The following is a 24,736-nucleotide window of genomic DNA, read 5'->3' as shown; positions in this document are numbered from 1 at the left end:
GTGAATTCAGTCTAGCAGTGTATCATGTAGATAATTAACACTCAGTTACTGCTATTGGATATTGTGAAACATGACGCAGAGATTTCTGCTTTCGGTTGCCTGGCGATTCCTCCGCGCTAAACACGCAGGCTGGTTTGCTTCATTTATTACGCTTACCTCGGTACTGGGAATAGCTTTGGGTGTTTGTAGCCTAATCACCGTGATGTCGGTATTGAATGGCTTCTCAGATGAGATTCGTACTCGGGTAGTTGCTGCGGAACCGCACCTTTATGTGGCGCTAGATTCTAGTACCCTCGAAGATTTTAGCGAGGTTGATGTGCTGGCCACCGCGCCGGTTCTCCGTTTTACTGCGATAGGGCAGTCTGCGTCGCAACTTCAAGGCGTAGAAGTTAACGCTGTCATAGCCAACAAATATATCCACGTAGTGCCCATGGATTCGTACCTGGTGGCGGGTAGGTGGCTGGACCAAGACGACCGTTTCAATATTGTGGTGAGTCAACTACAGGCACGTCGTTGGCGCCTTGATGTCGGCGATTCGCTGAACCTTCTTCTACCTAGCTTTATCTCAACCCCGGCTGGACTGTTTCCCAGAAGTAAGTCACTGCGAATTGTTGGTCTCTACAGTTCAAGCTCAGATACAGACTCGGCTCAGGTCTTTATCCCACTCCGAATCGGCGAGTTATTAATGCGCGGTAGTCATTACCAATCCGAGTTAGCTGTTCGAACTACCCGGGCCTTCGACCTTGCCCCCCTTATTGCGCGCCTTGAGCTAAGGAAGGATGTCAATAAAATACAGTCTTGGCAGGATAAGCACCAAGCGCTGTTCGCCGCCATTGCAATGGAAAAACGTGTTACCTCATTCGTCCTGTTAGCGATCGTAGCCGTAGCGGCATTTAACGTTATTGCAGCCTTGTCGATGCAAGTATTGAATAAACGTAAGGGCATAGCAGTAATGAGAACACAGGGTTTATCTCGAAGAGCAGCGGGCCGAATTTTTGCATATCAAGGAATCATCATTGGTGGGGCGGGGATCCTAGTTGGTTCAACGATTGGGGTTCTTTTAAGCTTATATTTCCGAGAATTCAGTAATTGGATTCAGGAGACTTTGGGAATTTACCTCTTTGACCCCAGCATCTATTACGTTAACTATCTGCCGACTTCTCTTGACTGGCGTGACGTTGTTCTTGTGAATGTTGCTACCGCGTTGATCGCCGCGCTAGCGATTTGGCATCCCGTCAAGAAAGCCCTAACTATTGAACCAGCGGAAGCGTTGAATTATGAGTAAAGTCATGTTGTCGGCAAGCGCCATCAGTAAGTCCTATCAGCAAGGGCAAAATACCCTCCCAATACTTCGTAACTTGGATATCACGGTTGGTGAAGGTGAAATGGTTGCCATTGTTGGCCGTTCCGGGAGTGGTAAATCAACGTTGCTGAATCTATTAGCGGGACTTGACCATCCAGACAGCGGTGAAGTGACTCTCGCGGGGTGTTGTTGGCAAAAAACTGGCGAGCGTGAGCGTGATCGTGTTCGTAATCAGTCACTTGGCTTTGTTTATCAATTCCATCACTTATTGCCAGAGTTTAGTGCGGTTGAGAACGTTGCAATGCCGCTCCGAATTGCGGGTGTGAGCAGATCCGAAGCGCGCACGCGAGCACTTGAACTACTGGAAAAAGTTGGCTTATTGGAACGGGCGAAGCATCGACCCAATGAACTCTCCGGGGGTGAAAGGCAGCGTGTCGCCATTGCTAGAGGTTTGGCAAATAACCCCGCAGTAGTTCTGATGGACGAACCTACCGGTAACTTAGATGTAGAGACGGCGTCAGAAGTCAGAGATCTCATTCGGGAATTAAGTCAATCTGCGGCGACAGCCTTCGTTATTGTGACTCACGATCCGAGTTTCGCAGCCTATGCCGATAGGGTGATGACGCTCAATGACGGTAGACTAGAGGGCGAATAATGCGCGTCAGTTTTGATATCGGTCAACGCTATTCCAAGGTGACTCAGCAGGGTTCACTGATTGGGTTTATTTCGAGTTTAGCGGGGAAGGGACTCGCGTTATCGGTGGCAATCTTAGTGGTAGTGATTGCCGTCATTGATGGCTTTGAGCGAGAGCTTGAGGAACGGATCTTAAATCTAGTGCCACATGTTGAGCTGAGCCGTTATGGCGGAGTCGGTGACTGGCCTCAAGCGATTGCCAACCTCGAAGCACTGCCGGAAGTCACTTCGGCAGCACCCTATATTAATCAGTCAGTCCTTTTTAAGAGCGGAACGCAGGTTGCCCCCGGTATCCTTTCAGCTATTGAGCTAGAATCGGAAATGCAATTTAGTCCAATCGCTGAATTCGTCGCGTCGGGGAGTCTTTCTGATCTAGTAAGGGATGACTCCATTGCATTAGGCTCGGCGATTGCTGAAGAACTTAATCTAACCGTGGGGCAATCCTTAACTTTAATGATTCCCGGGAGTACCGATGGCAGTCAGTCCACCATTCGGAGCTTAAAGGTGGTGGCGGTTATAGCCTCAGGGACTGAGCTTGATCATGTGCTGGCGATCACGACTATTGATTCCGCATTGTCTTGGCTTAAGCGAACCCGCGTTGACGGAATCAAACTTAAGCTCACGGATCTTTACCGCGCCGATATGACGGGCCTGCTCATTGCTGAGAGTATGGGTGGTGGCTATACCTCAAAAAGTTGGCAGCGCCAATTTCGCCAGTTATCGTTCGCTATACAAACATCAAAACAGATGATTAATCTATTATTACTGCTGATTATCCTCGCAGCGGTCTTCAATGTAGTGACCACGTTGACAATGGTTGTCATTGAAAAGAAATCCGATATCGCCATTCTTCGCTCTATGGGGGCTTCTCGGTTTGCCATCATGCGAATTTTCGTGAGTCAGGGATTTATGGTGGGCGTTAATGCGGCTTTAAAAGGCGTCATTGCTGGGGTCATGGTGTGCCTCGCGCTGCCATGGTTAGGTGAGGCGATCGAACTGTTTACCGGCGCATCGTTACTCAGCTCAGACGTATATCCTGTTGATTTCATTCCGGTATTTCTGACTATTGATACGATTGGGTTAGTGGCAGGTTCGGCAATCTTGGCGAGTTCGCTCGTATCAGTCTTTCCCGCTTGGCGCGCATCCAAAGTAGACCCAGCCAAAGTTTTACAACTTGAGATTTGAACTTGAGATTTTAAATTGAGGACAGGACGCTATTTTCTGTTTTTATGGCGATTTTTCCAGGCTCGGATTACGTGAAAACGCCAGAAGCCTCTGGCAACCGACCAACCAATCCCACCAAAGAAGCAACCGCAGCTTATACAGCCAATTAGGAAGGGAAGCCAAGATGTTGAGAGTTGCTCACCTAGCCATTCTAACGACAGTTCATCTGGCATAGGAATAGGCGGCTGTCCAAGCAGTAATAAGCCAACACGATACGAGCCGTAAAAGAGGAATGGCATGGTGACAGGGTTACTTATCCAGACAAGAACGACGGATAAGGCAATATTTGCGCTAAGCAACACCGCTAACGCTGCAGCGGCTAGCATCTGAAATGGGATTGGTAGAAAACTACAAAAGATACCTATAAATACCGCTCGAGAAACCGAACGGCGGTTTAGATGCCATAGGCTACCATCCGCTAACCAATGCTGAATCCACGACAAGCCTTTATGCTCACGAAGATACTGAGGGTCAGGGATGATCTTTTTAAAGAAGTTTTTGGGCATCTAAGGTTGTGCTATCAAATTAGGTCGCCTAATTATGTGCCCGATTAGGCGAAAAATCTATTAAAAGGCAGGGAAAGCTTAGGAATTATTTCGCACTGAATAAAAAGTACTCAAATAATACCTAATTCCAGGGCGGTTGCTACGGATTCTCCCAGTTCTTCCGCTGCGTCAAGGTCAGGACCTAACGGTCTTCCGCGAACGATAAGAGCGGTGCCAATCTGCCGAAATTTATATCCTGTAAGAATACGTTGCATTTCTCTCTCCGCTCCCGTTCCGTCGTTACCTGCGCTAATTATTAACTGATAGGGTAGTGCTAGTTGTAACGCTTCGACTTCATAATAGGTTTGGTCGAAGAAGTGTTTCATTCCGCCAGACATAGTGCCGAAGTTTTCGGGTGTTGCTAGAACGAGTGCCGAACACTCCATGAGATCCGATGGAACACCGTGAAGAGCATCAACGATACGAACCCGAATATTGGAGACACGTCTAGCTCCCTCAAGAAAGGCGTCACAAAGCAGTTGCGTATTACCCGTCTTACTGTGTTTAACAAGTAGGAGCGTTTTAATGCTAGTCATCATTGTGCTCGTTCTCTTACTGCTGGTGTGGATGTTGGCAAATTATGTCGCCCTAACTGGGTGGTTCTATGGCTGCTTGATTATAGCGATACTATTCGTGTCGCGTCGGCATGCGGGCCTAGTTATTATGCTGACCTGTGCTTTTCTTGGTCACTACTATTTTGACTATTCAGGTCGCCATCAAAGTATCGACGCTACGGTCTCTGAGGTCAACAAAGGGGGCTTTTCTCAGCAGCTTAGTTTTCACGAGCAGGATCTTCGTATTCGGATTGATCAACATGCTCAGATTGAGCCCAACTGCCTTTTCAGCGGCCAAGTAAGTTGGCGGTACCGCCCAGCTCCTGAAGATTACGGCAATCGCTCCCAGCGTCAACAACAGCTGGTCCCACATGCTTACTCAGATAATTTTGAGATCGATTGCTCAGTGCTGCAAAGCGCAGTTTCTGAAGCCAAGTTTCCTCGACTTAGGGCATTAGTTCAGGGGCATTTTAGGCTGCTTAACGCTAATGAAGTTGAGCAGCTTAGGCGCACTGGAACGCTACATTTATTCGTGGTCAGTGGTCTCCATATTGGCGTCATCTATCTCGCCATAAGCTGGCTATCGAGACGCGTCGTGGGACTTTATACCGCGCGGAAATTGAGCCTGCTAGCTATTTGTTGCTATCTAATCTGGGTGGCATGGGGAGTAGCAGTGGGCCGAGTTTGGTTAATGATTCTCTTCGCGGCGATCACCTGGTGGTCAGCTCGAATATTTAACCGTTACGCGATCTTAACTGCGGTAGCACTGTCAATGTTGTTATGGGCCCCTCAGCTGATTTGGCGACCCGGATTTTGGTATTCATTTAGTGCTGTGCTCTGCATTTTAACCCTCTACGTTGGGGCAAAGGGTGGTGGGGTGACTAAAGTCAGTGCCGCACAGTTATCGATAAGTTTACTGTCGGCAGGGATCAGTCAGCTCCCCACTAATCCTTTTCAATCATTCGCTACAAATCTTATTTTGGTACCGTTATGGGGCTTGGTCGTGCCGTCTGCACTATTGGCGCTAATTCTTCCTTTTGAGCAGCTATCTCAGTTTCTCGAGGCGATGCTTGAACTGATTATTAGATGGCTTCCATCTACCGGAACGCCATGGCTATCGATCAACGCTGATTGGTACTTAGCGCTATTTGCCTTGAGTGTGTATGTGATCATTATAAGTCCCGGCTCATTCAAGTTACTGGGGGGCTTTCTTCTCGTTATCACTTGGTTCACAAGTTCTCAGTTAAGTCAGCTAAGAATTCACGATGTGGGCCAGGGGAGTGCCGTTAGTGTTCTATCTGAGGCTAATTTTAGTCTTTATGACACGGGCTTCGGAAGTACTGAGTTCGGTGCGGTGGTGCAGCGAACAATTTGGCCTCAATTGGTGGCGCTAAAGCCTCGCCACGTTAACTATTTTCTAAGTCATAGCGATGCGGATCATGCAGGAGGTCTTGCCGCAATGCGTGAGCTAAGACCTTCCACGAGATTCAATGGCTTGCAATCCTGCAGTGCCGGACAGCGTTGGCAAATAGGCAACGCGAGAACGTTAGTACTCTGGCCTCGCTATTCGCAGCGCTTACTTAGGAATAACAGTGCAAGTTGCGCCTGGTTGATCGAATTAGACGGCTTGCGAGTTTTAGTTTTGGGTGACATGGGGTTGAACGATGAGCTAGCGATGTTAAGAATGTGGCCAAATTTGACAGCCGATATTGCGGTACTGGCTCATCATGGTAGCGCGACCTCAACATCGTATGCGTTATTGAGTAAGGTTAGGCCGAAATTCGCAATCATTTCTTCTGGGCAGGATAATCGATTTGGTCACCCTTCGAATACAGTAATTCACAAATTATCACAATTTGGTGTTAAAACGCTTGTCACAGCTAAGGTAGGCACTATAACCTTTTCTAAGGTGGATGACGTTGAGTTGATCCGATTAAGTTGTTTAGAACTCATTTCCGCTAAGGACTGCAAAGTCTCGGTGAATTAAGGGGTAGTTTGTGTACGATATTTTAATGGCAGGTGGCTGGCTCATGCTACCACTCGTATTATGTTCTATAGCGGTAGTAGCTATTGCGCTTGAGCGCTATTGGGCATTACTTCCAGCGAACATCTTGCCTAAAAACTTAACGGCTGAAGTATGGCATCAATATAAAGATAGCGGCCAACTGAGTAATGACAGGCTCAGGAATCTGCGTACCAGTTCGCCGTTAGGGCATATTTTAGCAGCGGGTATTGCTAATGCGTCGCATGGTCGAGATACCGTTAAAGAAAGTATGGAGGCCGCAGCAAGCCAGGTTCTCCATGATTTGGAACGTTTTCTCACCGCGCTCGGCGTGATTGCCACGATTGCTCCACTAATCGGTCTGTTGGGCACAGTGACAGGTATGATTGATGTATTCGCCGCCATCGTGACCGAAGGAACCAGTGATGCAAGTCTCTTAGCTGGCGGCATTAGCAAGGCACTGATTACCACAGCGGCAGGACTCAGTGTTGCCATTCCTGCTACCATGCTCGACCGTTACTTCGGTCGCCGTGTTGAGTCGATTGCTGTTAGCCTTGAAAAAGAGGCTGTGAAATTTGTGGACGCAATGTTCGCCCAGCCTTCGTTAAAGACGCCAGTGCAAAGAACTACAACTAAACGCGCTTCGGCAAACACGATCAGTGACGAGAAAAAAGCGCCCGTCAAAAAATCGCCTGCGAAAAGAACTCCCGCTAAAAAATCGGCGGCTAAGAAAGGCGCGGAAAGCTCATGAAATTCGCGCGCCGTTCCAAAACGAAAGAGGGTGTCAATCTAACACCGCTAATTGATGTGGTGTTCCTTCTGCTCATCTTTTTTATGGTGACGACCACTTTTAAAACAGAAAGCGAGCTATCCGTTGATTTACCACAAGCGAGTAACGAAGCTGAGCGAGCCGAGGCTGATATTCGCGTCGTTGTCCAAGCCACCGGGCTAATTACCGTTAATGGCATTGCTCTCCCTAACTCGGATTCAGCAACCCTCATTCGAGGGCTTCGGGAAACAGGTCTCACGGGTCCACAAATAACCGTGGCAATTGAAGCTGATAAAATGGCAACGCATCAGATGGTGGTCACTGTACTCGATGCTGTGGGTAAATCAGGCTATAGTAGAGTGCATCTAGCCACTAGCCAAGAAAGCGAATGAGTCTAAAACAATCTATTGTTAATCAATGGTACCAACGTTCCCCAGGTATGCTGCGATTACTAACCCCGTTATCGTGGTTAGTCGAGAAGCGCGTTGCCAAGCGTTTTAGTCAGCGCCAGTTGGGATTGGTGAATGGTGTTCCGGTTATCGTTATCGGTAATATTTCAGTTGGCGGAACGGGGAAGACGCCCCTCATCGGTTCTTTAATCGCGCATTTTCAGGCTAAAAATCTTCGCGTAGGTGTGATCACTCGTGGTTATGGCGGCGCTCTTTCTGGGCAACAGGTGGTCAAAGTTAACAGCGATCATACGGCGACCGAAGTTGGCGATGAGCCATTGATACATCTTTGTCGCGGCGCCGCTGTATTCCTGTGTACGCAACGGGCGAAAGCTGCAGAATTAGCCTCACGCGAGTGCGATATTATTTTGGCTGACGATGGTTTGCAGCACTATAGTTTAGTGCGGACTATTGAGGTTTGCGTCCTAGACGGCGACAGAGGCCTGGGTAACGGTCACTTACTTCCCGTTGGCCCCTTAAGGGAGCCAGCGAGCCGGCTCGACAGCTGTGACATTGCGGTGGTTAATCACGGCGAGCAGATCCTCGCGGAAAAATCCATTGCTCATCATGCTGAATTTGCCATGAAGGTTGCTCCGGGCGAATTACGATCAGTTCGTGATAACGGCGTTGCAGTACAGCCAGCGAACCGGGTAACGCTAGTCAGTGGCATTGGGAATCCAGCTCGTTTCGAAGATACGGTTAATTCATTGGGTATTGAGTGGGATCAACACATCCGTTTCGGTGATCACCATGCCTATCGAGCGTTCGATTTTGATGAGGCCGAGTCGCAGGTGCTAATGACCGAGAAAGATGCTGTGAAAGTGGCGTCAATGGCACCGGCATCAAGTTTATATATTACTATTAAGGCAGAGTTGAGCAGCGACTTTTACACACAACTAGACGCTCTACTTAATCATAAGCAACAAGAGTTTAGCTAATGAATTTTCACATTGTCATCCCAGCACGTTACGCATCTTCAAGGTTACCCGGCAAGCCCTTAGTTGATATCTGTGGTCTGCCCATGATTCAACGAGTCTGGCAACAGGCCTGCAAAGTGGGCGCCATAGACGTGGTTATCGCAACCGATGATCCGCGAATTCAAAAGGTTTGCGAAAGCTTCGGTGCAAAGGTAGTGATGACAAGAGACAATCATGAATCAGGCACTGATCGATTGCAGGAGGTTGCGGCAATTATGCAGTGGGCGGACGGAGAAGTTATCGTCAATGTTCAAGGAGACGAACCCCTAATTCCACCATCAGTCATTCATCAAGTCGCGAAGAATTGCGCCGTGAATAGCGATGTCAGTGTCAGTACGTTGAGTGAGCCGATTGAACGATATGGTGATTTTGTAAATCCTAACGTGGTCAAAGTTGTGGCGGATCAGCAGCAGCGCGCGCTCTATTTCTCGCGCGCGCCCATGCCTTGGCCACGTGATGACGCTCAGCAGTTGCCGTATTGCGGAGCGTTTCGTCACATTGGCATCTACGCCTATCGCGTGCACGTTTTACATCAATTCGTCAGCTGGGCACCTGTACCGCTAGAGTTAACCGAGAAACTCGAGCAACTTCGATTTATGGATCATGGCCATCGTATTCACGTTGAGCCAGCTTGTGCGTTAGTGCCCGGAGGCGTCGATACGCCGGAAGATCTCGCTGCTGTGAGATCATGGTTTGAGGATCATCCCGAGTGAAAATACTGTTTGTGTGCCTTGGAAATATTTGCCGCTCGCCGACGGCCGAAGCGGTTTATCGTTCAAGGTTTTCATCTGAGGGCCTATTCCTCGATTCAGCAGGAACTGGTTCATGGCACATCGGTAAGGCACCGGACGCTCGTATGTTGGCCACTCTCGCTAGTCATGGTATTGATGCCTCGGACTTGAGAGCGCGTCAGTTTGGGGCTGCAGATTTTGAACAGTTTGATCTGATCATTGCTATGGATGAACAGAATCGGCGCGATATCGAGCAGCTTCGCCCTCCAGGAGCTACCACGCCGGTCCGTTGCCTACTCGAGTTTAGTGGTACCCATCGCGGCGATGTAACGGATCCCTATTACGAGGATGAGAAGGGTTTCGAACTATGTTTCAATCAAGTGGTATCGGGATGTGAGGGGCTTTGGGAACAGCTGAAGCGATGATTGAGATCGAATCGAACGTTAATTTAAAGCAGTTGAATACCATGGCACTCGCGAGTATCGCCGAGTATTACTGCGCGGTTCACTCCGTAGCCGAGCTCACGGAGGCCATAGACTTTGCTCAGCGGGAGGCGTTAGCGCTCCATATTTTGGGCGAGGGTAGTAACACGCTTCCCGTTAGTCATGTCTCCGGATTGTCCTGTCGAGTTGCTCTGAAGGGTATCGAGATTGTTCAAGATAGTCAGGATACCGTCATCTTGCGGGTAGCCTCGGGTGAAAATTGGCATCAACTCGTTGCACACACGGTTAACAACCGGTGGTGGGGAATTGAAAATTTAGCGCTGATTCCCGGTGCGGTTGGCGCAGCGCCTGTGCAAAATATTGGTGCCTACGGAGTAGAAATTGCCGATGTCCTGCTCGCCGTTGAAGTATTTGACCTACAAACGCTTACTCAGCGAACACTAAGCAAAGCCGAATGTGAGTTAAGTTATCGTGAGTCAACCTTTAAAGGAAACGATCGCGGCCGCTTTGTGATTCTTCAGGTATTACTTGAGCTCTCTAAGATAGCCAAACCTGTTTTGTCTTATGCAGGATTGTCAGAGTTAGCGGTGCTGGCAGACCGCGAAGCGTTATCTGCTAGTCGTGTGGCCGAGCGTGTCATTGAACTTCGCTCGGCGAAATTGCCGAATCCAACCGAACTACCTAATAGTGGCAGTTATTTCAAAAACCCCATTGTCGCTCGCAGCGTAGCTGATTCGCTCCTCGAAAACTTTCCTCAAGCGCCGCATTGGGTCGTAGGGCAAGAGGTTAAATTCGCAGCAGCCTGGCTAATGGACCAGTGTGGTTTCCGTGGAACGGAACTTGCAGGAGGTTTCCAACCCTACCATCTTCAGGCTTTAGTTATGACTAATCCCAAGGGTGGAAGTTATCGAGATTTGCTCCGAGCGGAAACGGAAGTGATTCGTACCGTTGCGTCTCGATTCGGGATAACACTTGAGCGTGAGCCGCAATTGTTGGGCTAACGGTGATTAATTAGTTGAGCAAGCTGGCTGAACTAATTACACTGAATCTATCAATAAATTGGCCGCTATAGAATGAAAATACTCATTGCTGATGATCACGAACTCGTCCGAACTGGAATGAAGTATCTACTACGCGCTCTTGCTTTCGATGGCATTGTTCTTGAGGCAGCTAGCGGCGATAACGCGCTAATTCAGGTTCAACAACATCAGCCCGACTTAGTGTTAATGGACGTCAACATGCCGGGCTTGGATGGTATCGAAGTAACTCGACGTATTAAGCGTATTAGGCCCGCTACTCAGGTGATTATGTTGTCCGCTTCGGTAGACTTACTTTGTATCGACGCAGCCTTGGCAGCTGGCGCTGCGGGCTATATTAGTAAATCCATTGGTGGCGACAGGCTTGAACTAGCCATTCGTACTGTCATGGGCGGTGGTTCATTCTTATGCGATGAATCGCGTCGACTTAAGGAACGGTATCGCACCAATAGGACGAACTACTTTGAGCATTTATCTGCTCGCGAGCGGCAAATTTGCCTACTTATTGCAGAAGGCATAAAAGCGAGTGAAATTGCTGAGCAATTGTCACTGAGTCCTAAGACCATCAATACCTACCGCTATCGCATCTTTGAGAAGTTTTGTGTCAATAGCGACGTAGCGCTTGCTCTAGCAATCCATCAGTATCGTCAGCGCGATGCAAGCGCAGTTACAGATGTTTGAATCTGAGCGTTTCCTTGCGGGTTTAACAAGCCAGCCCGGCGTGTATATGATGTACGACAGCGCACAAAAACTACTATACATTGGCAAGGCAAAGAATTTACGAAAGCGGGTTTCAAGCTATTTCAACGCGAGTCCCAAGCCCCTAAAAACGATGGCATTAGTCCGCAAAATAGCGGACATTCAAGTCAGTGTGGTGAGTTCCGAGACGGAGTCGCTATTACTTGAGCAGAGCCTGATTAAGACTCATCGCCCGCCGTATAATATTCTCCTTCGCGACGATAAATCATTCCCTTTTATCTATTTATCCACTCATAAGCAGTTTCCTAGACTGCAAATGTTACGCGGGAAGCGCCCTAAGCACGGTAAATTGTTTGGCCCGTATACCAGTGGCTTAGCAGTGCGAGATAGCTTGAATTATCTACAAAAGGCACTCCAATTGCGTCAATGCGATGATACGTTCTTTAGTAATCGCTCTAGACCCTGCCTTCAGTATCAGATAAAGCGGTGTAAGGCTCCGTGCGTTGGCTATATCAGCGAATCTGAGTACAAGGAGGACGTTGATGCCACTGTGGGCGTGCTCGAAGGTCGAAGCGAGAGCTTAACTTCTCACTTGGCGCAAGAGATGGAACAGCATGCGCGTAACTTCGAATATGAAGAGGCTGCACTCTGTCGCGATCGAATTAGCGCTATTCGCCATATTCAGGAGCGTCAGGGCGTTTTCAATCGTGATGGAAGTGTTGATGTCTTAGCTGTGATTTACCGAGCTGGACTCGCGATTATTCAACAACTTGAGGTACGAGGTGGGCGCATTGTAGCGAATCAGAGTTGGTTTCCTAAACTCGGCTTAGATGAGACTCCTGAGGGGCTTCTTGAGCAGTTTGTCGCTCACTATTATCTCAATGATCGTCCTGATAGGCCGGCCGAGTTGATTGTCAACATTGAACCAACCAACACTGACACGCTTCGCGCTGCAATTAGTGAATCGATGTCGCGACGATTTACTATCAGTACTAAGGTACGAAGTGATCGCGCTAAATGGCTAGAATTAGCGATTCGCTCTGCCGAGGAGAATATCGGACAACGGCTCGCTAGTAAGCGTGTGTTCTACGGCAAGCTCATGGCGTTACGAGAGGCGATTGCGCAACCGAGTATTGATCATATTGAATGTTTCGATATCTCTCATTCATCGGGTGAAGCTACCGTTGCATCCTGTGTTGTGTTCGATGAAAACGGTGCGGACAAGAAGGCTTATCGCGCTTATAACATCAAGGATGTCACCGCAGGTGATGACTATGCAGCGATGCGGCAAGCGCTTAGTCGGCGCTACCAGAGCGCGATTGAAAAACAGCGCTCGCTTCCTGATCTACTCATCATTGATGGCGGTAAGGGTCAAATGAAGCAAGCCATTGAAGTCTTGGATGAACTTGCGATTTCGGGTGTTTGTATACTGGGCGTAGCGAAGGGGCCCACGCGCAAAGCCGGTTTAGAAACCTTGTATCTAGGTCGAGAGTTAGCCGAGATCAACTTGATGCCACATGATCCTGCGCTACATTTAATCCAACAGGTACGCGATGAGGCCCATAATCATGCAGTTAGGAACCACCGTAAGCGCCGTGATAAGAAGCGTGTTGTATCTCGGTTAGATAACATTGAAGGAATCGGTCCAGCTAAAAAACAAGCGCTGCTAAGGCATTTTGGTGGCGTAGCACAAATCGAACGCGCTTCGCTGCAAGATTTATCGCGGGTCAGCGGAATATCACAAAAACTAGCAGATAAGATTTATAACCACTTTCATCCCGCATGATGCTCAGGTACGATTAGCCCACTTTTTATTAGAATTCTTAAAATATGACGATACCCAATATACTCACCACAATTCGCGTTTTCCTTATCCCTGTAATTATTCTCGTGTTTTACCTTGATTGGGTTTGGGCAGGGTTCTGGGCAAGTATCCTTTTTGGCGTAGCTGCGTTCACGGATTGGTTAGATGGTTATCTCGCCCGTCGATTAGATCAGGGCTCTGCCTTCGGTGCATTTTTGGATCCGGTTGCTGATAAACTAACCGTGAGTGTCGCGCTGATTTTGATTACCACTCACTATCCAGCAATTTCAATCACTATCGCTACGATCATCATCATCGGCCGAGAAATTATCATTTCCGCGCTAAGAGAGTGGATGGCCAAAGCAGGGCAAAGCCACTTAGTGGCGGTTGATGCAGTGGGTAAATGGAAAACTGCGGCACAAATGTTAGCTATTGGCTTCCTCATGGGATCAACTTCAGAGCCAACCGCTTGGGGCTTTTGGCCCGGCTATGTACTACTCGTTTTAGCCACTTTGCTCACTATTTGGTCGATGGCAGGGTACTTGCGTTCTGCAATGCCGGTAATCTTGCAATCTGGTCGCTAAGTTCTCTAAGTTATTGAAATTAAAGGTTGACACAAATTCCTGAGTCCATAAAATACGCCTCGTTCTCAGGTACAAAGTAATTGAGAATTTGCGGGAATAGCTCAGTTGGTAGAGCACGACCTTGCCAAGGTCGGGGTCGCGAGTTCGAATCTCGTTTCCCGCTCCAATTTATTATTTGTAATGAAGCAATTTCGCTACAAACAGTAAATTGAAAATCTGTAAAGGCGCGATAGCAAAGCGGTTATGCACTGGATTGCAAATCCACGTAGGCCGGTTCGACTCCGGCTCGCGCCTCCACTTATTTAAGTGGGCCATCCTGCCCGGGTGGTGAAATTGGTAGACACAGGAGACTTAAAATCTCCCGACCGCAAGGTCGTGCCGGTTCAAGTCCGGCCCCGGGCACCATTCTTTTTTACATCCTCATATCATCTTGAATACCGTGTGGTTAACAGCCAATACTCATACTTGTAGTATCACTCATCTCGCTTAGCTGTGTCGACTAGTCTAAACTAGCCGTCAGATGGCATGATAGGTCATCGATCATCACATAATAATAGGGAAGAACTCATGACACATATTACTGCGCTGTATGCAGGTATCCTCGCTCTGATCTGGATGGGCTTAGCATATCGAGTTGTTAAAGGTCGCTGGAAACATAAAGTTAACATTGGCAATGGTGCCAACGAAGATATGGAACGCCGTATTCGCGTCCACGCTAATGCCGCAGAGTATATGCCGTTAGCGTTAATTCTATTGGCATTGCTCGAATTAGCCGGGGTAGGACACCTCTGGTTGCATGGCCTAGGTATTGTACTAGTCGTTGCCAGAGTGTTGCATGCTGTGGGTTTTTCCAAAAGCTCTGGTGCATCGTTTGGTCGTTATTGGGGGACCCTCCTAACCTGGTTGGTCGTGACCGTGATGGCGTTAGCTAATGTGGTTCATTTCTTTATGTAGGGTCCAACAGACTCGCTGCTGATGAAGACATTCCGTCTACAAAACTCGAGATTTGTCGTTTTTTTGATGTGTTTGTTGACTAAAGAAAAAGATGCCCGGCTCAAAGAACCGGGCGAATACCATTAGGAGAATTCTTGATAGCGATTAAGCTTTCAAGACACCGGCCCCGATAGATAAGGGGGAAATGTCGAGGCCCGTACTTGAACTATCGTAGAAATTTCTGAATATGCAAGAAACTAGGTTAAAAAATGCGGTTACGACGGTAAATACGCAGCTGATGAAATGTGGTTATGCAAGTTTCTGTGCTGAACCAGGCGCTGGTAAAACTATCTTAGTACCTTGGTTACTTGCACAGTTGGGGTTTAAGCGAGTGATTGTGACTCAACCTCGTGGGCTGACGGCAATCAGCGCCGCTCGCTTTGCGGCGAACTTCCATGGTGTTGAGTTGGGTTCTGAGATCGGCTTCGCTACTGGCGATTCGAGAAATTCTAGTCATTACGCTCGCGTAGAATACGTCACCGATGGCGTTTTAGCTCGTCGTCTTGCCAGCTCAGCTGACGAATTTGATGGTGATCTATTAATTATCGATGAGTGTCATGAGCGTAGTTTGATGACAGATGCCTGTTTCGCTATGTTTACGGCTGCCAAAGAGTTATACCCAGATAGTTTCAATGCCAAACTGCTACTTATGTCTGCCACGATGAATGGTTTGCAGCTGCCAGCTAGCTTGAGTCAAGACCAAGCGATCTCCGTAGCGGGGAGAAGCTTCCCAATTGCCACTTCTTTCAAGCCCTGTGATCTAACTGATTACCAAGCCGTGGCGGATGCCGTCGTCGAAGAGGCGGAGAGAGAACCTAGCGCAACACTGGTTTTTGTCTCGGGTCAGCGTGATATTCGAGCACTTACCTCGCGGCTCAGCCAACAGACGCGCATTCCGGTGGTGGTTCTTCACGGAGGCCTCAATGTCAAGGAACAGTATGACGTAGCGCAAGCTAGTCGGAGTGCGAGAATAATACTCGCTACCAACTTAGCGGAAGCGTCTATCACTATCGAAGACGTTGGTACTGTGATTGATATGGGCTTGGTACAGAATGCCTATTTTGATCCAAAAACGGGTAATAGTGAGCTTCGACGGGAGGCTATTTCTAAAGCGTCGGCAACTCAACGAGCGGGTAGAGCGGGGCGAATAAAAGCCGGGCGCTGCGTACGTTTATGGTCGGAGCAACGTCACGCAACATTATACGAACAATCTATCGCTCCAATCGAGCGAGAATCCATCGATGAATTGCTGTTGCTATTAGGGCAATGGGGTTCATTGGATGCCGAAGACTACTATTGGTTAGCAGCTCCCAATTCCAAGCGCTGGGAGCGGACGTTACAGCGCCTTGAGCAATTTGAATTTGTCTGCGGGAGGAGGCTGACTGAAGCGGGCGAAATCGCCGCCAAGCTGCCATTAACAGCGGCATTGGCGCGCTCAGCTATCCTAGCCAAAGACGTGGAGTTACTTTCGAAGCAGCTATTAGCACTTGATGCAAAAAGTGGCACAGGAAGTACCATGATTCAGCTTAGCTCGACGCCGTTACTCACTAAGGTCCAAGCTCGGCGCAGTCAACACGTTACTCGCATAGTGGCAGCAAAACACGTTGCAATGACTCAAGTGGATGCTCACATAGCGCTTGTTTCCTCGGCACCGAATCGCCTTGCTAAACGTCTGCACGGCAATTGCTACAAAACGGCGGATAATCAAGAGGTTCTTATTACTGAGCCTGCCTCCTTGTCCTGTCCAGACACCGTATGGTTGTCCGGTATATGGGGGCAACCGCAGAAGACAGCGACGCATGTTTTAGCCTTGTCTGCTAAGGAATTCTCCTCGTTGTGTAAGCGTTTTGCTACATTGGAAGTCACAACGGTATTCGAAAACGAGCAGCTGTGGCAGCTGGATATCCTCCGGCATGGTCAATTCGAGGTGGTTGAGAATCGGAGGGTGCTACGAGGCGATGGGCTGATAGCGTATTTGGGCGCTGTAGAGGGCTCAAAATTACTGCCGTTACTAAGTTACCCTCAACGTAACGACTTTGAGCGCGAGGCGATACGTTTGTTGCTTGGTCTAGGTTTAGATAGCCGACAAGCTATCGAGCATTTGAGTAGGGCGCTTATCGGCCGTGTAGGGGTGGGTGATTCGCTGCAAGAACTCAGAAAACTCTCCATCAAGGGGCTTGTAACGGAAAGCCTGAGCTATTCCGATCAGCAGTTATTGAAGGCGAAGGCGCCGGATAATTGGCGAGGTCCACTTGGGTCAGCTGCGATTCTTTACACTCGGCACGGTGACGAGGTGCTAGCTAAAGTATCGCTGAGATTACAGTGGGTTTTGGGCTTGTCCGATGTTGTTTCCTTGGGGGTTGCACCCAATCAAATTGAACTCAGCTTTGAGTTACTGAGCCCAGCCCAACGGCCTATCCAAACCACGCGTCATCTAGGTGGATTTTGGTCGGGGAGTTATCGCGAAGTTCGCAAGGAAATGAAATCACGGTACCCGAAACATCATTGGCCTGAAGATCCAGCTAACGAAAGCCCCATCAGGATGACGCGGCAACGTTAACGCACGATTCGCTTGGCGGATTCTTTAGTAGCGTAACGACGCAGCGTATTCTCGTGCTCACCGAAAGCTTTACTAAAGTTAGCGACTCTTCTTCCTAACTAGTCCTTCCTGAGCCGTTGAGGCCACCAGCTTCCCAGTGCGGTCATAGAAAGCGCCGCGGGTGAAGGCTCGGGCGGAGCCGGCGAACGGTGCATCGGTAGTATAGAGCAACCAATTATTCAAGTTCACATCGTGATGGAACCACATTGAATGGTCCAAGCTTGCTGCCATAATGGATGGGTCTAGTAAGCTAACGCCATGAGGTCGTGCAGCAGTGCCAAGTAGGCCCATGTCGGAAACATAGGCAAGAATACCGCGCTGAATAATTTGATCATTGGGTAATACGCCATCAGCTTTTATCCAAGCCATTGAGGTTGCCGGAGCTTTTTCAGGATTGATAAATCCCAGAAAGTCGACGGGCCGAATATCTAATGGAATCGGAATCTTTGCGAAATGAGCTAACTGCGGAATTTTTTCAGCGAGTTCATTACGATGTTGGGCCATCGATTTGAAGTTTTCGGGCCCCTCGGGGAACTCAGGCGTTTCTAATTGATGTTCGACACCTGGTTCTTGCACATGGTATGAGCAGGACATGTTGAAGATTGCTTCGCCATGTTGACGCGCTACAATACTGCGGGTAGCGAAACTACGGCCATCGCGGATTCGGTCCACTTCGTAGCGAATGGGCTCCTTCGGGTCGCCGATTTTTAAAAAGTAGGCATGTAGCGAGTGAGGGAGTAAGCCGTCAATGGTATCGGTTGCTGCCAGCAGAGACTGAGCAATAACCTGACCGCCAAAGACCCGAGGCAGCCCCATAGAGGTGCTATTTCCATAATAAATGCCATCTTTATCGGCTTGGACGTTCAAAATCTTGATTAATTGCTCTAAAATTTGCGTCATAGGTCATTCTCGGTGATTATTAGGTTTCAATCGCCCACAGATATTTAAGGAATAGGATTGATGGTACCTCAGGCTTCAACCAGTATCGAGCGCGCACAGAAAAAAGTTCAACTTTTTCGTGCTCGAGAGCAAGCCATTCTCGACGCCGCGTTGGAACTGTTACTTAAGTACGGTGAAGATCGCGTGACGGTTGAGAGTATTGCCGAACACATTAACATTGGTAAAGGTACTATCTACAAACACTTCCGTTCAAAGAGTGAAATCTATATTCAGTTGCTGCTGGATTACGAACGACAGCTGACCGAGAGCTTACAAGATGCACTAAAGGAATCTTCCGCTGCTGCCGCCCGAATCTACTTCGATGTGCGCTTGAGCAATCCTGAGCGTGACCGCCTCTTTCAGCGCCTTGAAGAGCGTCTTCTTGCCGACGGTGGTGTCGAAGAACAGATTGGCCAGCTTCATGCTTTGCGCTCGTCTAATCGTGACGGTTTGAATGCAATGATTGGCGAACGTATCCGCATTGGCGCGCTTGAGAATGTGGATCCAGCCTACCACTTTTGCATTTGCTGGGCGCTAGCTCAGGGTGCCGTTGAACTCTGGCACTCACCATTCTTCTCTGAAATTCTTAAAGATAAGGATGACTTCATGGAGTTTGTGAAGGACATCGGAATCAACATGGGACGCGTAGGAGCGCTGCACCATACGTCGAATTCAAAGAGCGAATAACTCCAGACGAATTATTTATTCTTTTAGACGAATATTTCGAACAATATTAACCCCTCCGCAGCTTGCAATCAGGCTGCTGCTGAGTGACGATAATTGCCATCTCCGAATTGGCTAATGTGCTCGTTGCACGTTGCTAATTTCGCTACCATAACAACAATAAAAGGCCTTAAGCCTGGGTACCAGATGTTAGCTAATTTCGTTATTTATTCGCACGAAGATCAATCGATTGTCAAAGACTGGGAGAGTACGCTCAGCGTTCAGGCCAAGAAGCGCGCCGGCAGCTTTGCGGTTAAGTCGTCCTATGTTGTGGGGCCGCAAGCGCTAGAGGCTTGCCTTAGTGAAGATATCAACTTACAGGCGCTGGTGTTAGTCACACCGCTCTGCGCACAAACATTAGGTCAGATTAAGGCGCTTAGGCCGTCGCTTGATTTATTAGTCGCGATGACTGAGACAGGACAGACCAAGCAAGACCGAGCGCTACGCGAACAGTACGGTATCAAACAGCTTATTGGCATGAATGACCAGCCTGCACAGCAGGTGGTCAACGCCATTGCTCAGTGCATCGAACATCGCGCCGCAACGCCCTTTGCGGACGCGCTCACTCAGTATGTAAAAGCGAACCGCGATTCTTGGCATACCCCCGGTCATTTCGGCGGGAGTAGCTTGAGTCATAGCGACTGGGCAAATCATTTCTATGACCTAGTAGGTCCTAACGTTTTTGCGCTGGATTTAAGTGTTTCAGTGGCGGAGCTTGACTCACTCCACGAGCCGCATTCCGTGATCGCTCAAGCTAAGGAGTTGGCCGCTGAAGCGTTTGGAGCTAAGCATACCTATTTCGCTACCAATGGTTCATCCACTGCGAACAAAGTAATTCTGCAAGCCCTAGCGCATCCAAGAGATGTACTATTGGTGGATCGAGGGTCTCATAAGTCAGTCCATCACGGTATCATCATGTCCGGCGCGCAACCCGTATGGCTGGAGCCTTCGTGCAATCACGAACTTGGCTTAATGGGGCCCGTTCCTAAACAGGCTATTTTTGATGCGATCGACGCTAATCCCAACGCAAAACTGATCTTCCTGACTAGCTGTACCTATGATGGCTTGCGCTACGATATGGCACCGATTGTTGAAAAAGCCCACGCTCATGGTATTAAGGTGGTCGTGGATGAGGCTTGGTACGCGCATGGATATTTCCATCCCAAGCTCCGCCCTACAGCGCTGGAATCCGGTGCGGACTACGTGACTCAGAGTACCCATAAGGTGTTATCCGCGTTCTCCCAGGCGTCGATGATTCATGTGAATGATCCGGACTTTGACGCCCATCGATTCCAAGAATTCTTCAATATGCATGCCTCAACCAGTCCGCAGTATTCCATGATTGCCAGTTTAGACGTTGCCCGCATGCAGGCGAGTATGGAAGGCTACGGTCGACTTTCTCAGGCGCTACGTCTGGCGCAGCAGTTGCGCGATGCGATTAATGAAATTAGTGGCCTTCGTGTTCTGGAGTGTGATGAAATTATCGCCGATAGTTTGGTTGATGATAGCATTAGCTTCGATCCCACCAAGATCACCATTGACCTAAGAGCTTGTTCGCTTTCCGGTGCGCAGTTACAGAATCGCCTTCTCGATAGTCACGCTATACAGGTTGAAAAGTACACCGAGCACACACTGTCCTTACTTGTGACGATTGGTACCACGGCGAGCAAGGTTGAACGCCTGATTGATGCGTTACAACAGGAATCGCGTGACGCGTCGCTCGTTGAAACAATTCAGCCTGCGTATCGTCTTCCGCCTTTACCTATTCCGACATCTCGTTTCGTCCGGCCTCGCGATGCGCTGAAACTGCTGGCTGAAGATGTTGCGCTGAAGGATGGGCAGGGGCAGGTGAATAGCGCCCTGGTTGGTAGAGTGGTTCAAGACTTAATTGCCCCGTATCCGCCTGGCGTTCCGCTATTAACCCCGGGTGAAGAAATCAACTCGGAAGTATTGGAGTGGCTAGCGCGCTGGTTACAAAGCGATGACGATGCCGAAATTCACGGCCTTAACTGGATCAACGGTAAAGCCTATTTCCGCTGTTGTCTTATGGATGAAGGCACTCACTAGTTAAACTCGAAAATTCCTTAAGTGATCGCAACTAGCGTTCGCTCAAGGGCTTAGCACAAGCAGCGTGGAAGAAGTAAACAATCCGTCGCGATCTATTCGTCTAGCAGGACGTATTCGAGGTCTGCCTTGGCACCTAAAAGGCCGACCTCCGCATCATAAACTGCTACCTCTACAGCAAAGCTTCTTCGTCCATTGTGCTGTGACTCAGCTAAAATCCTGGCGCATAACAGGGCGTCATTGCTAATCGGCTTCAAAAACTGTACCTGCTGCTCCCGAATGACTAGTGCTGGAAGGGCGGCGCCATTAAGCTGCTGGGCAACGTGAAACCAACCCAAAGTCGTAGTCAGTAGGCTAATAGATCCGCCAAAAATGCTCAGCTTATGATTGCGGTGCAATGTAATGGGGGCCAAAAGGAAACTCGATGAGCTTTTTGGAGATAGGTCATAGGGCTCTGTATTTAAAGCCTGAAGAAGAGGTATATCCTGGAGCAGTTGGTCCCATCTCTTCACTTTTTAAGTACCTTGTGCAGTTGCTCGCCCGCTGCCTGGTTCCCGTGTGCTAGCTCCGTAATAATGGCGCTCAGACTGGCGTAGGCATCACGAAGTTCAGGATTGAGAGACAGGGCGCTCAAATGTTTTTCGACGGTCGCAATGTCACCGCGTTTTACGGGGCCGGTTAGGGCATCGCTGGGCGAATTCTGCTGCAGGTTCTCTAGGGTGTTGCGCATCAGCGAATTGACTAGGGAGGCCGCTTGCTCCGCAGAGATTCCCGATTGCTCGGCTACCGTTTGTGCCGCGGAGGAAAGACCTACGAGTAAATTCGATGCCATGACCGAAGCCGCGTGATAATGCGCTCTGGAGATGTTTTCGCTAAAGATTAAGTTTTCTGATAGTGGCGAAAATAGCTGTTCCAGAGAAGGCTGATTAACGGCCGACGATTCAATCGCCAAGGTTGAGCCGTGAAAGGTGTCTAAGCCTACGAACGCACCGGTGAAACTATAGGCTGGGTGAACGGCGGCTAGCATATAGGGTTGTTCCATCAGCGGGGATAAGGCTTCAACCCCAAGGCTTCCTGAGCAGTGAATAACGAGCCTAGGATTGATAGCCAGTTTGCTAAGCTGCTGCGCGACCGACGTTATTTCCGCGTCGGTTACCGCCAGAACGAGCAGGTCAATGTTGGTGAGGTCTGCGAACGTCGCGATGGACCAAAACGCTAACGGCTCCACAATGTCGGATCTAGACGAAATCAGTATTTCGGCGCTTGGATAGGCTTGATGAATCAGACCTGAGAGTCCGCGAGCTAATTTCCCCTGACCGATGAAACCGACCCGTTCAAGCTCAATCATGGGAGCTTAGACTCGGGCCTTGACGGTCAAACTCACGCATCGGCGAGTAGGGCGCGATAGCGTGTAAGCGTATTCGCCAATCCCATATCAAGGGATTCGATGGTTAGGGCATGACCGATACTTACTTCACTGAGCTCAGGCAGAGCTTTAAAGAGGGCCATATTATCAAGGTTAAGGTCGTGACCGGCATTGATACCTAAACCCAAAGAGTGGGCTAATTGCGCGCACTTAGAATATTGTAAAAAGCTATCCTTAGCTTCCTGCTCTGAACGATTATATGCGTCGGCAAACGGACCCGTATAGAACTCGATTCGGTCTGCGCCGGTACTTGGAACTTGCCTAATCTGCTCCTCGTCCGCGTCCATAAACAATGATACGCGGCAGCCGAGTTCTTGGCAGAAAGCTATTTGTTTTTCCAGTAACGAATTGTCACCACTTAAGTCAAAGCCGTGATCAGAAGTGAGCTGATCATCGCTGTCTGGGACTAATGTAACTTGATCGGGTTTTACCTGCCGGACTAATTCGAGGAATCCGGGATAGCTGCCTAGGGCCTCCGCATTCGGATTTCCTTCAATATTATATTCAATGCTTGGAAATTCAGTGCACAGCGCAGCCAGGGGCGCGATATCGTTAGCGCGGATATGGCGCTGATCGGGGCGCGGGTGAACGGTAATCCCTTGTGCGCCAAGTTCAATACAGCGGCGGGCGTAGCTAACGAGATCTGGATTGTTGCCTTCGCGCGAATTACGAATCAATGCTATCTTGTTGATGTTTACACTGAGTATAACCATGATTATCGCTCTCGATTTCCTTAATCCAAATTAGCCGAACTGGGTTGGCTGGTAAGTGTTGATACGTCTCAAATTGGCGTACGGGTTCTTTCGCGATGGCATCTACCACCGTCATACCACAGTCAACACGGGCAAACACAGTGTAGCCCAGGCTCTCTTCGCTAGGGTCTAGATGCGGGTTTTCCTTAAGGTTGATGTAAAACTGTGAATCAGCCGAGTTAGGATCGCTCCACCGGGCCATGGCCAGGGTGCCGCGGATATTCTTTAAACCATTGCGACTTTCGTTTTCGATGGGATCTCGTGTTTCCGGAGTATCTAGCACGGTGTTGACACCCCCAGTCTGAATCATAAAGTCATCGATAACCCGATGAAAGATCAGGTGCTTATAGAAGTCATCGGCAACGTAAGTCGCAAAGTTTTTAGTGGTGATAGGTGCCTCTTCATCAAAGGTTTCAATGTAGATAGTGCCAAGATCGGTAAACATCTCATAATGCTTGCCATGGGCAGAAACTGCCAATAAACACATTAAAAGGAGTAACAGAGAACGGAACATTAGGGTAGAACCACCTTATAGGGTTTAACTGTCACGTTAGCATAAACGCCGCGCGCTACGTAGGGGTCTGCATCAGCCCAGCTTTGTGCGGCAGCTAAACTCTCAAACTCTGCGACCACCAACGAGCCACTAAATCCGGCTTCGCCCGGATCCTCACTATCGATGGCCGGGTGAGGCCCCGCTACGAGTAATCTACCTTCATCTTTTAGCGCCACGAGTCGTTCAATGTGGGCAGGACGAGCGCTCAGACGCAGTTCAAGGCTATTCGGTACATCCTGAGAAATGATGGCGTAATACATAGTTCTCTAATCCTTTGAATTTTCTTCTTTTAAAGCGGGTAGCAAAATGGCGGCGGTGATTAGCATAATAGCGACACTAAAGCCGATGGAGCTATAGAACTTAAAATCAACCCAAGTGGCTTCGCTAAAATTATAGGCTACCGCCAAATTTAGTGCCCCGACGAAGCTGAGGTAAACAACCCAAGTCCACTCTAGCTTTGACCACACTGGGTTTGGCAGGGACATTTGCGTTTGCATCGCCAGCTTCAGCCACGAGCGACGGCCCATTAATTTGGGTACTAGAATTCCGAGGGCCAATGCCCAGTTAACCAGTGTTGGCTTCCATTGGATAAACTCTGCGCTGCGTAACAGGAGTGTCACAGAGCCCAAAATGAGAATAGCCGCGGTGGTCCAGAAAGTGCGTTTATCAATTTTACGGGTACTCACAACATCAACCAAGAAGAATAGCGTTGAGCTAATCATGAGTGCCCACGTAGCGGAGTAGATACCGTCAAAGGTATAACTATAGTCAAACAGGCTAATCGTCTGTCCATCAGCTTGGTACACGAGGAAAAATAGGACTAACGGAATAAATTCAAAAAGTTGTTTCATTACTCACACATCGACAATTTAG

At 48.9% G+C, this 24,736-nt stretch carries 26 protein-coding genes and 3 tRNA genes; 20 read left to right on the top strand and 9 right to left on the bottom strand.

Annotated elements, in window-relative coordinates; genetic code table 11:
• The first annotated feature begins 70 nt into the window (after window positions 1-70).
• The 3 genes from Q0698_RS07805 to Q0698_RS07795 are packed head-to-tail and all read left to right on the top strand — an operon-like array spanning window position 71 to window position 3,181.
• Window positions 71-1,285 (top strand): ABC transporter permease, encoded by a 1,215-nt coding sequence (locus Q0698_RS07805; RefSeq protein ID WP_298635443.1) that lies wholly within the window; start codon window positions 71-73, stop codon window positions 1,283-1,285.
• On the top strand, window positions 1,278-1,958 hold the full coding sequence (locus Q0698_RS07800; RefSeq protein ID WP_298635440.1) for an ABC transporter ATP-binding protein: 681 nt from the start codon (window positions 1,278-1,280) through the stop codon (window positions 1,956-1,958). The genes Q0698_RS07805 and Q0698_RS07800 overlap by 8 nt, the downstream gene beginning before the upstream one ends.
• Window positions 1,958-3,181 carry an FtsX-like permease family protein gene (locus tag Q0698_RS07795; protein WP_298635438.1) on the top strand — a complete coding sequence of 408 codons (1,224 nt, stop codon included), beginning with the start codon at window positions 1,958-1,960 and terminating at the stop codon, window positions 3,179-3,181. Before Q0698_RS07800 ends, Q0698_RS07795 begins: the two co-directional genes overlap by 1 nt.
• 29 nt (window positions 3,182-3,210) lie before the next feature.
• Here Q0698_RS07795 and Q0698_RS07790 read toward each other — a convergent pair whose 3' ends face one another.
• Together Q0698_RS07790 and Q0698_RS07785 are read right to left on the bottom strand one after the other, a co-directional pair.
• Window positions 3,211-3,726, bottom strand: coding sequence for a DUF2062 domain-containing protein (locus tag Q0698_RS07790; protein WP_298635436.1), 516 nt, complete (start codon window positions 3,724-3,726; stop codon window positions 3,211-3,213).
• A 110-nt stretch (window positions 3,727-3,836) separates the two neighbouring features.
• A complete protein-coding gene (locus tag Q0698_RS07785; protein ID WP_298635433.1) occupies window positions 3,837-4,304 on the bottom strand; it encodes an NAD(P)H-dependent oxidoreductase in 468 nt (155 codons plus the stop codon).
• On the opposite strand from Q0698_RS07785, the gene Q0698_RS07780 reads away from it, so the two are divergent.
• The 15 genes from Q0698_RS07780 to Q0698_RS07710 all read left to right on the top strand — a co-directional run bounded on the left by Q0698_RS07780 (window position 4,291) and on the right by Q0698_RS07710 (window position 17,367).
• A complete protein-coding gene (locus Q0698_RS07780; protein WP_298635430.1) occupies window positions 4,291-6,306 on the top strand; it encodes a ComEC/Rec2 family competence protein in 2,016 nt (671 codons plus the stop codon). The genes Q0698_RS07785 and Q0698_RS07780 overlap by 14 nt on opposite strands.
• A 10-nt stretch (window positions 6,307-6,316) precedes the next feature.
• On the top strand, window positions 6,317-7,072 hold the full coding sequence (locus tag Q0698_RS07775) for a MotA/TolQ/ExbB proton channel family protein (RefSeq protein ID WP_366140307.1): 756 nt from the start codon (window positions 6,317-6,319) through the stop codon (window positions 7,070-7,072).
• Complete coding sequence (locus Q0698_RS07770) at window positions 7,069-7,482, top strand: biopolymer transporter ExbD (RefSeq protein ID WP_298635428.1); 414 nt, start codon at window positions 7,069-7,071, stop codon at window positions 7,480-7,482. Before Q0698_RS07775 ends, Q0698_RS07770 begins: the two co-directional genes overlap by 4 nt.
• The gene (gene lpxK / locus Q0698_RS07765) at window positions 7,479-8,477 is read left to right on the top strand and encodes a tetraacyldisaccharide 4'-kinase (protein WP_298635426.1); all 999 of its coding nucleotides are present in this window, start codon (window positions 7,479-7,481) and stop codon (window positions 8,475-8,477) included. The genes Q0698_RS07770 and lpxK overlap by 4 nt, the downstream gene beginning before the upstream one ends.
• Window positions 8,477-9,229 (top strand): 3-deoxy-manno-octulosonate cytidylyltransferase, encoded by a 753-nt coding sequence (gene kdsB / locus Q0698_RS07760; protein ID WP_298635423.1) that lies wholly within the window; start codon window positions 8,477-8,479, stop codon window positions 9,227-9,229. Before lpxK ends, kdsB begins: the two co-directional genes overlap by 1 nt.
• Complete coding sequence (locus Q0698_RS07755; RefSeq protein WP_298635420.1) at window positions 9,226-9,672, top strand: low molecular weight protein-tyrosine-phosphatase; 447 nt, start codon at window positions 9,226-9,228, stop codon at window positions 9,670-9,672. Before kdsB ends, Q0698_RS07755 begins: the two co-directional genes overlap by 4 nt.
• On the top strand, window positions 9,669-10,691 hold the full coding sequence (gene murB / locus Q0698_RS07750; RefSeq protein WP_298635418.1) for a UDP-N-acetylmuramate dehydrogenase: 1,023 nt from the start codon (window positions 9,669-9,671) through the stop codon (window positions 10,689-10,691). Before Q0698_RS07755 ends, murB begins: the two co-directional genes overlap by 4 nt.
• A 72-nt stretch (window positions 10,692-10,763) precedes the next feature.
• Window positions 10,764-11,408, top strand: coding sequence for a response regulator transcription factor (locus Q0698_RS07745; RefSeq protein ID WP_298635416.1), 645 nt, complete (start codon window positions 10,764-10,766; stop codon window positions 11,406-11,408).
• Window positions 11,401-13,212, top strand: coding sequence for an excinuclease ABC subunit UvrC (gene uvrC / locus Q0698_RS07740; protein ID WP_298635414.1), 1,812 nt, complete (start codon window positions 11,401-11,403; stop codon window positions 13,210-13,212). The genes Q0698_RS07745 and uvrC overlap by 8 nt, the downstream gene beginning before the upstream one ends.
• A 44-nt stretch (window positions 13,213-13,256) precedes the next feature.
• Entirely contained in the window at window positions 13,257-13,814 is a 558-nt protein-coding gene (gene pgsA / locus Q0698_RS07735) for a CDP-diacylglycerol--glycerol-3-phosphate 3-phosphatidyltransferase (protein WP_298635412.1), read from the top strand.
• A 90-nt stretch (window positions 13,815-13,904) separates the two neighbouring features.
• Window positions 13,905-13,980 (top strand) — tRNA-Gly (locus Q0698_RS07730).
• 57 nt (window positions 13,981-14,037) lie between these two features.
• Window positions 14,038-14,111, top strand: a tRNA-Cys gene (locus tag Q0698_RS07725).
• Window positions 14,112-14,132: 21 nt separating this feature from the next.
• A tRNA-Leu gene (locus tag Q0698_RS07720) sits at window positions 14,133-14,219 on the top strand.
• A gap of 162 nt (window positions 14,220-14,381) precedes the next feature.
• Entirely contained in the window at window positions 14,382-14,768 is a 387-nt protein-coding gene (locus Q0698_RS07715; protein WP_298635410.1) for an MAPEG family protein, read from the top strand.
• 226 nt (window positions 14,769-14,994) lie between these two features.
• On the top strand, window positions 14,995-17,367 hold the full coding sequence (locus Q0698_RS07710) for an ATP-dependent helicase C-terminal domain-containing protein (protein WP_298635408.1): 2,373 nt from the start codon (window positions 14,995-14,997) through the stop codon (window positions 17,365-17,367).
• Between the two features lie 78 nt (window positions 17,368-17,445).
• On the opposite strand, the gene Q0698_RS07705 is transcribed toward Q0698_RS07710, so the two are convergent.
• On the bottom strand, window positions 17,446-18,306 hold the full coding sequence (locus Q0698_RS07705; protein WP_298635407.1) for an acyl-CoA thioesterase II: 861 nt from the start codon (window positions 18,304-18,306) through the stop codon (window positions 17,446-17,448).
• Between the two features lie 60 nt (window positions 18,307-18,366).
• On the opposite strand from Q0698_RS07705, the gene Q0698_RS07700 reads away from it, so the two are divergent.
• Window positions 18,367-19,032, top strand: coding sequence for a TetR/AcrR family transcriptional regulator (locus tag Q0698_RS07700; RefSeq protein ID WP_298635553.1), 666 nt, complete (start codon window positions 18,367-18,369; stop codon window positions 19,030-19,032).
• A gap of 183 nt (window positions 19,033-19,215) precedes the next feature.
• Window positions 19,216-21,135, top strand: a complete 1,920-nt coding sequence (locus tag Q0698_RS07695; protein ID WP_298635405.1) for an aminotransferase class I/II-fold pyridoxal phosphate-dependent enzyme — start codon at window positions 19,216-19,218, stop codon at window positions 21,133-21,135.
• Between the two features lie 92 nt (window positions 21,136-21,227).
• On the opposite strand, the gene Q0698_RS07690 is transcribed toward Q0698_RS07695, so the two are convergent.
• Genes Q0698_RS07690 through Q0698_RS07665 form a run of 6 tightly spaced genes read right to left on the bottom strand, consistent with a single transcriptional unit; the run spans window position 21,228 to window position 24,714 of the window.
• Window positions 21,228-21,644 (bottom strand): YiiD C-terminal domain-containing protein, encoded by a 417-nt coding sequence (locus Q0698_RS07690; protein WP_298635403.1) that lies wholly within the window; start codon window positions 21,642-21,644, stop codon window positions 21,228-21,230.
• Window positions 21,641-22,480 carry a Rossmann-like and DUF2520 domain-containing protein gene (locus tag Q0698_RS07685; RefSeq protein WP_298635401.1) on the bottom strand — a complete coding sequence of 280 codons (840 nt, stop codon included), beginning with the start codon at window positions 22,478-22,480 and terminating at the stop codon, window positions 21,641-21,643. Before Q0698_RS07685 ends, Q0698_RS07690 begins: the two co-directional genes overlap by 4 nt.
• Before the next feature lie 32 nt (window positions 22,481-22,512).
• Window positions 22,513-23,271, bottom strand: a complete 759-nt coding sequence (locus tag Q0698_RS07680; RefSeq protein WP_298635399.1) for a pyridoxine 5'-phosphate synthase — start codon at window positions 23,269-23,271, stop codon at window positions 22,513-22,515.
• Entirely contained in the window at window positions 23,225-23,824 is a 600-nt protein-coding gene (locus tag Q0698_RS07675) for a peptidylprolyl isomerase (RefSeq protein ID WP_298635397.1), read from the bottom strand. The genes Q0698_RS07680 and Q0698_RS07675 overlap by 47 nt, the downstream gene beginning before the upstream one ends.
• On the bottom strand, window positions 23,824-24,123 hold the full coding sequence (locus tag Q0698_RS07670; protein ID WP_298635394.1) for a YciI family protein: 300 nt from the start codon (window positions 24,121-24,123) through the stop codon (window positions 23,824-23,826). The genes Q0698_RS07675 and Q0698_RS07670 overlap by 1 nt, the downstream gene beginning before the upstream one ends.
• A 6-nt stretch (window positions 24,124-24,129) precedes the next feature.
• Window positions 24,130-24,714, bottom strand: coding sequence for an inner membrane-spanning protein YciB (locus Q0698_RS07665; RefSeq protein WP_298635393.1), 585 nt, complete (start codon window positions 24,712-24,714; stop codon window positions 24,130-24,132).
• Between the last annotated feature and the right edge of the window lie 22 nt (window positions 24,715-24,736).

It is taken from the genome of uncultured Umboniibacter sp. (genome assembly GCF_947497555.1).
GTDB lineage: Bacteria > Pseudomonadota > Gammaproteobacteria > Pseudomonadales > DSM-25080 > Umboniibacter.
The sequence above is the reverse complement of the archived record's forward strand: the minus strand, read 5'-3'. Positions and strand labels throughout refer to the sequence as shown.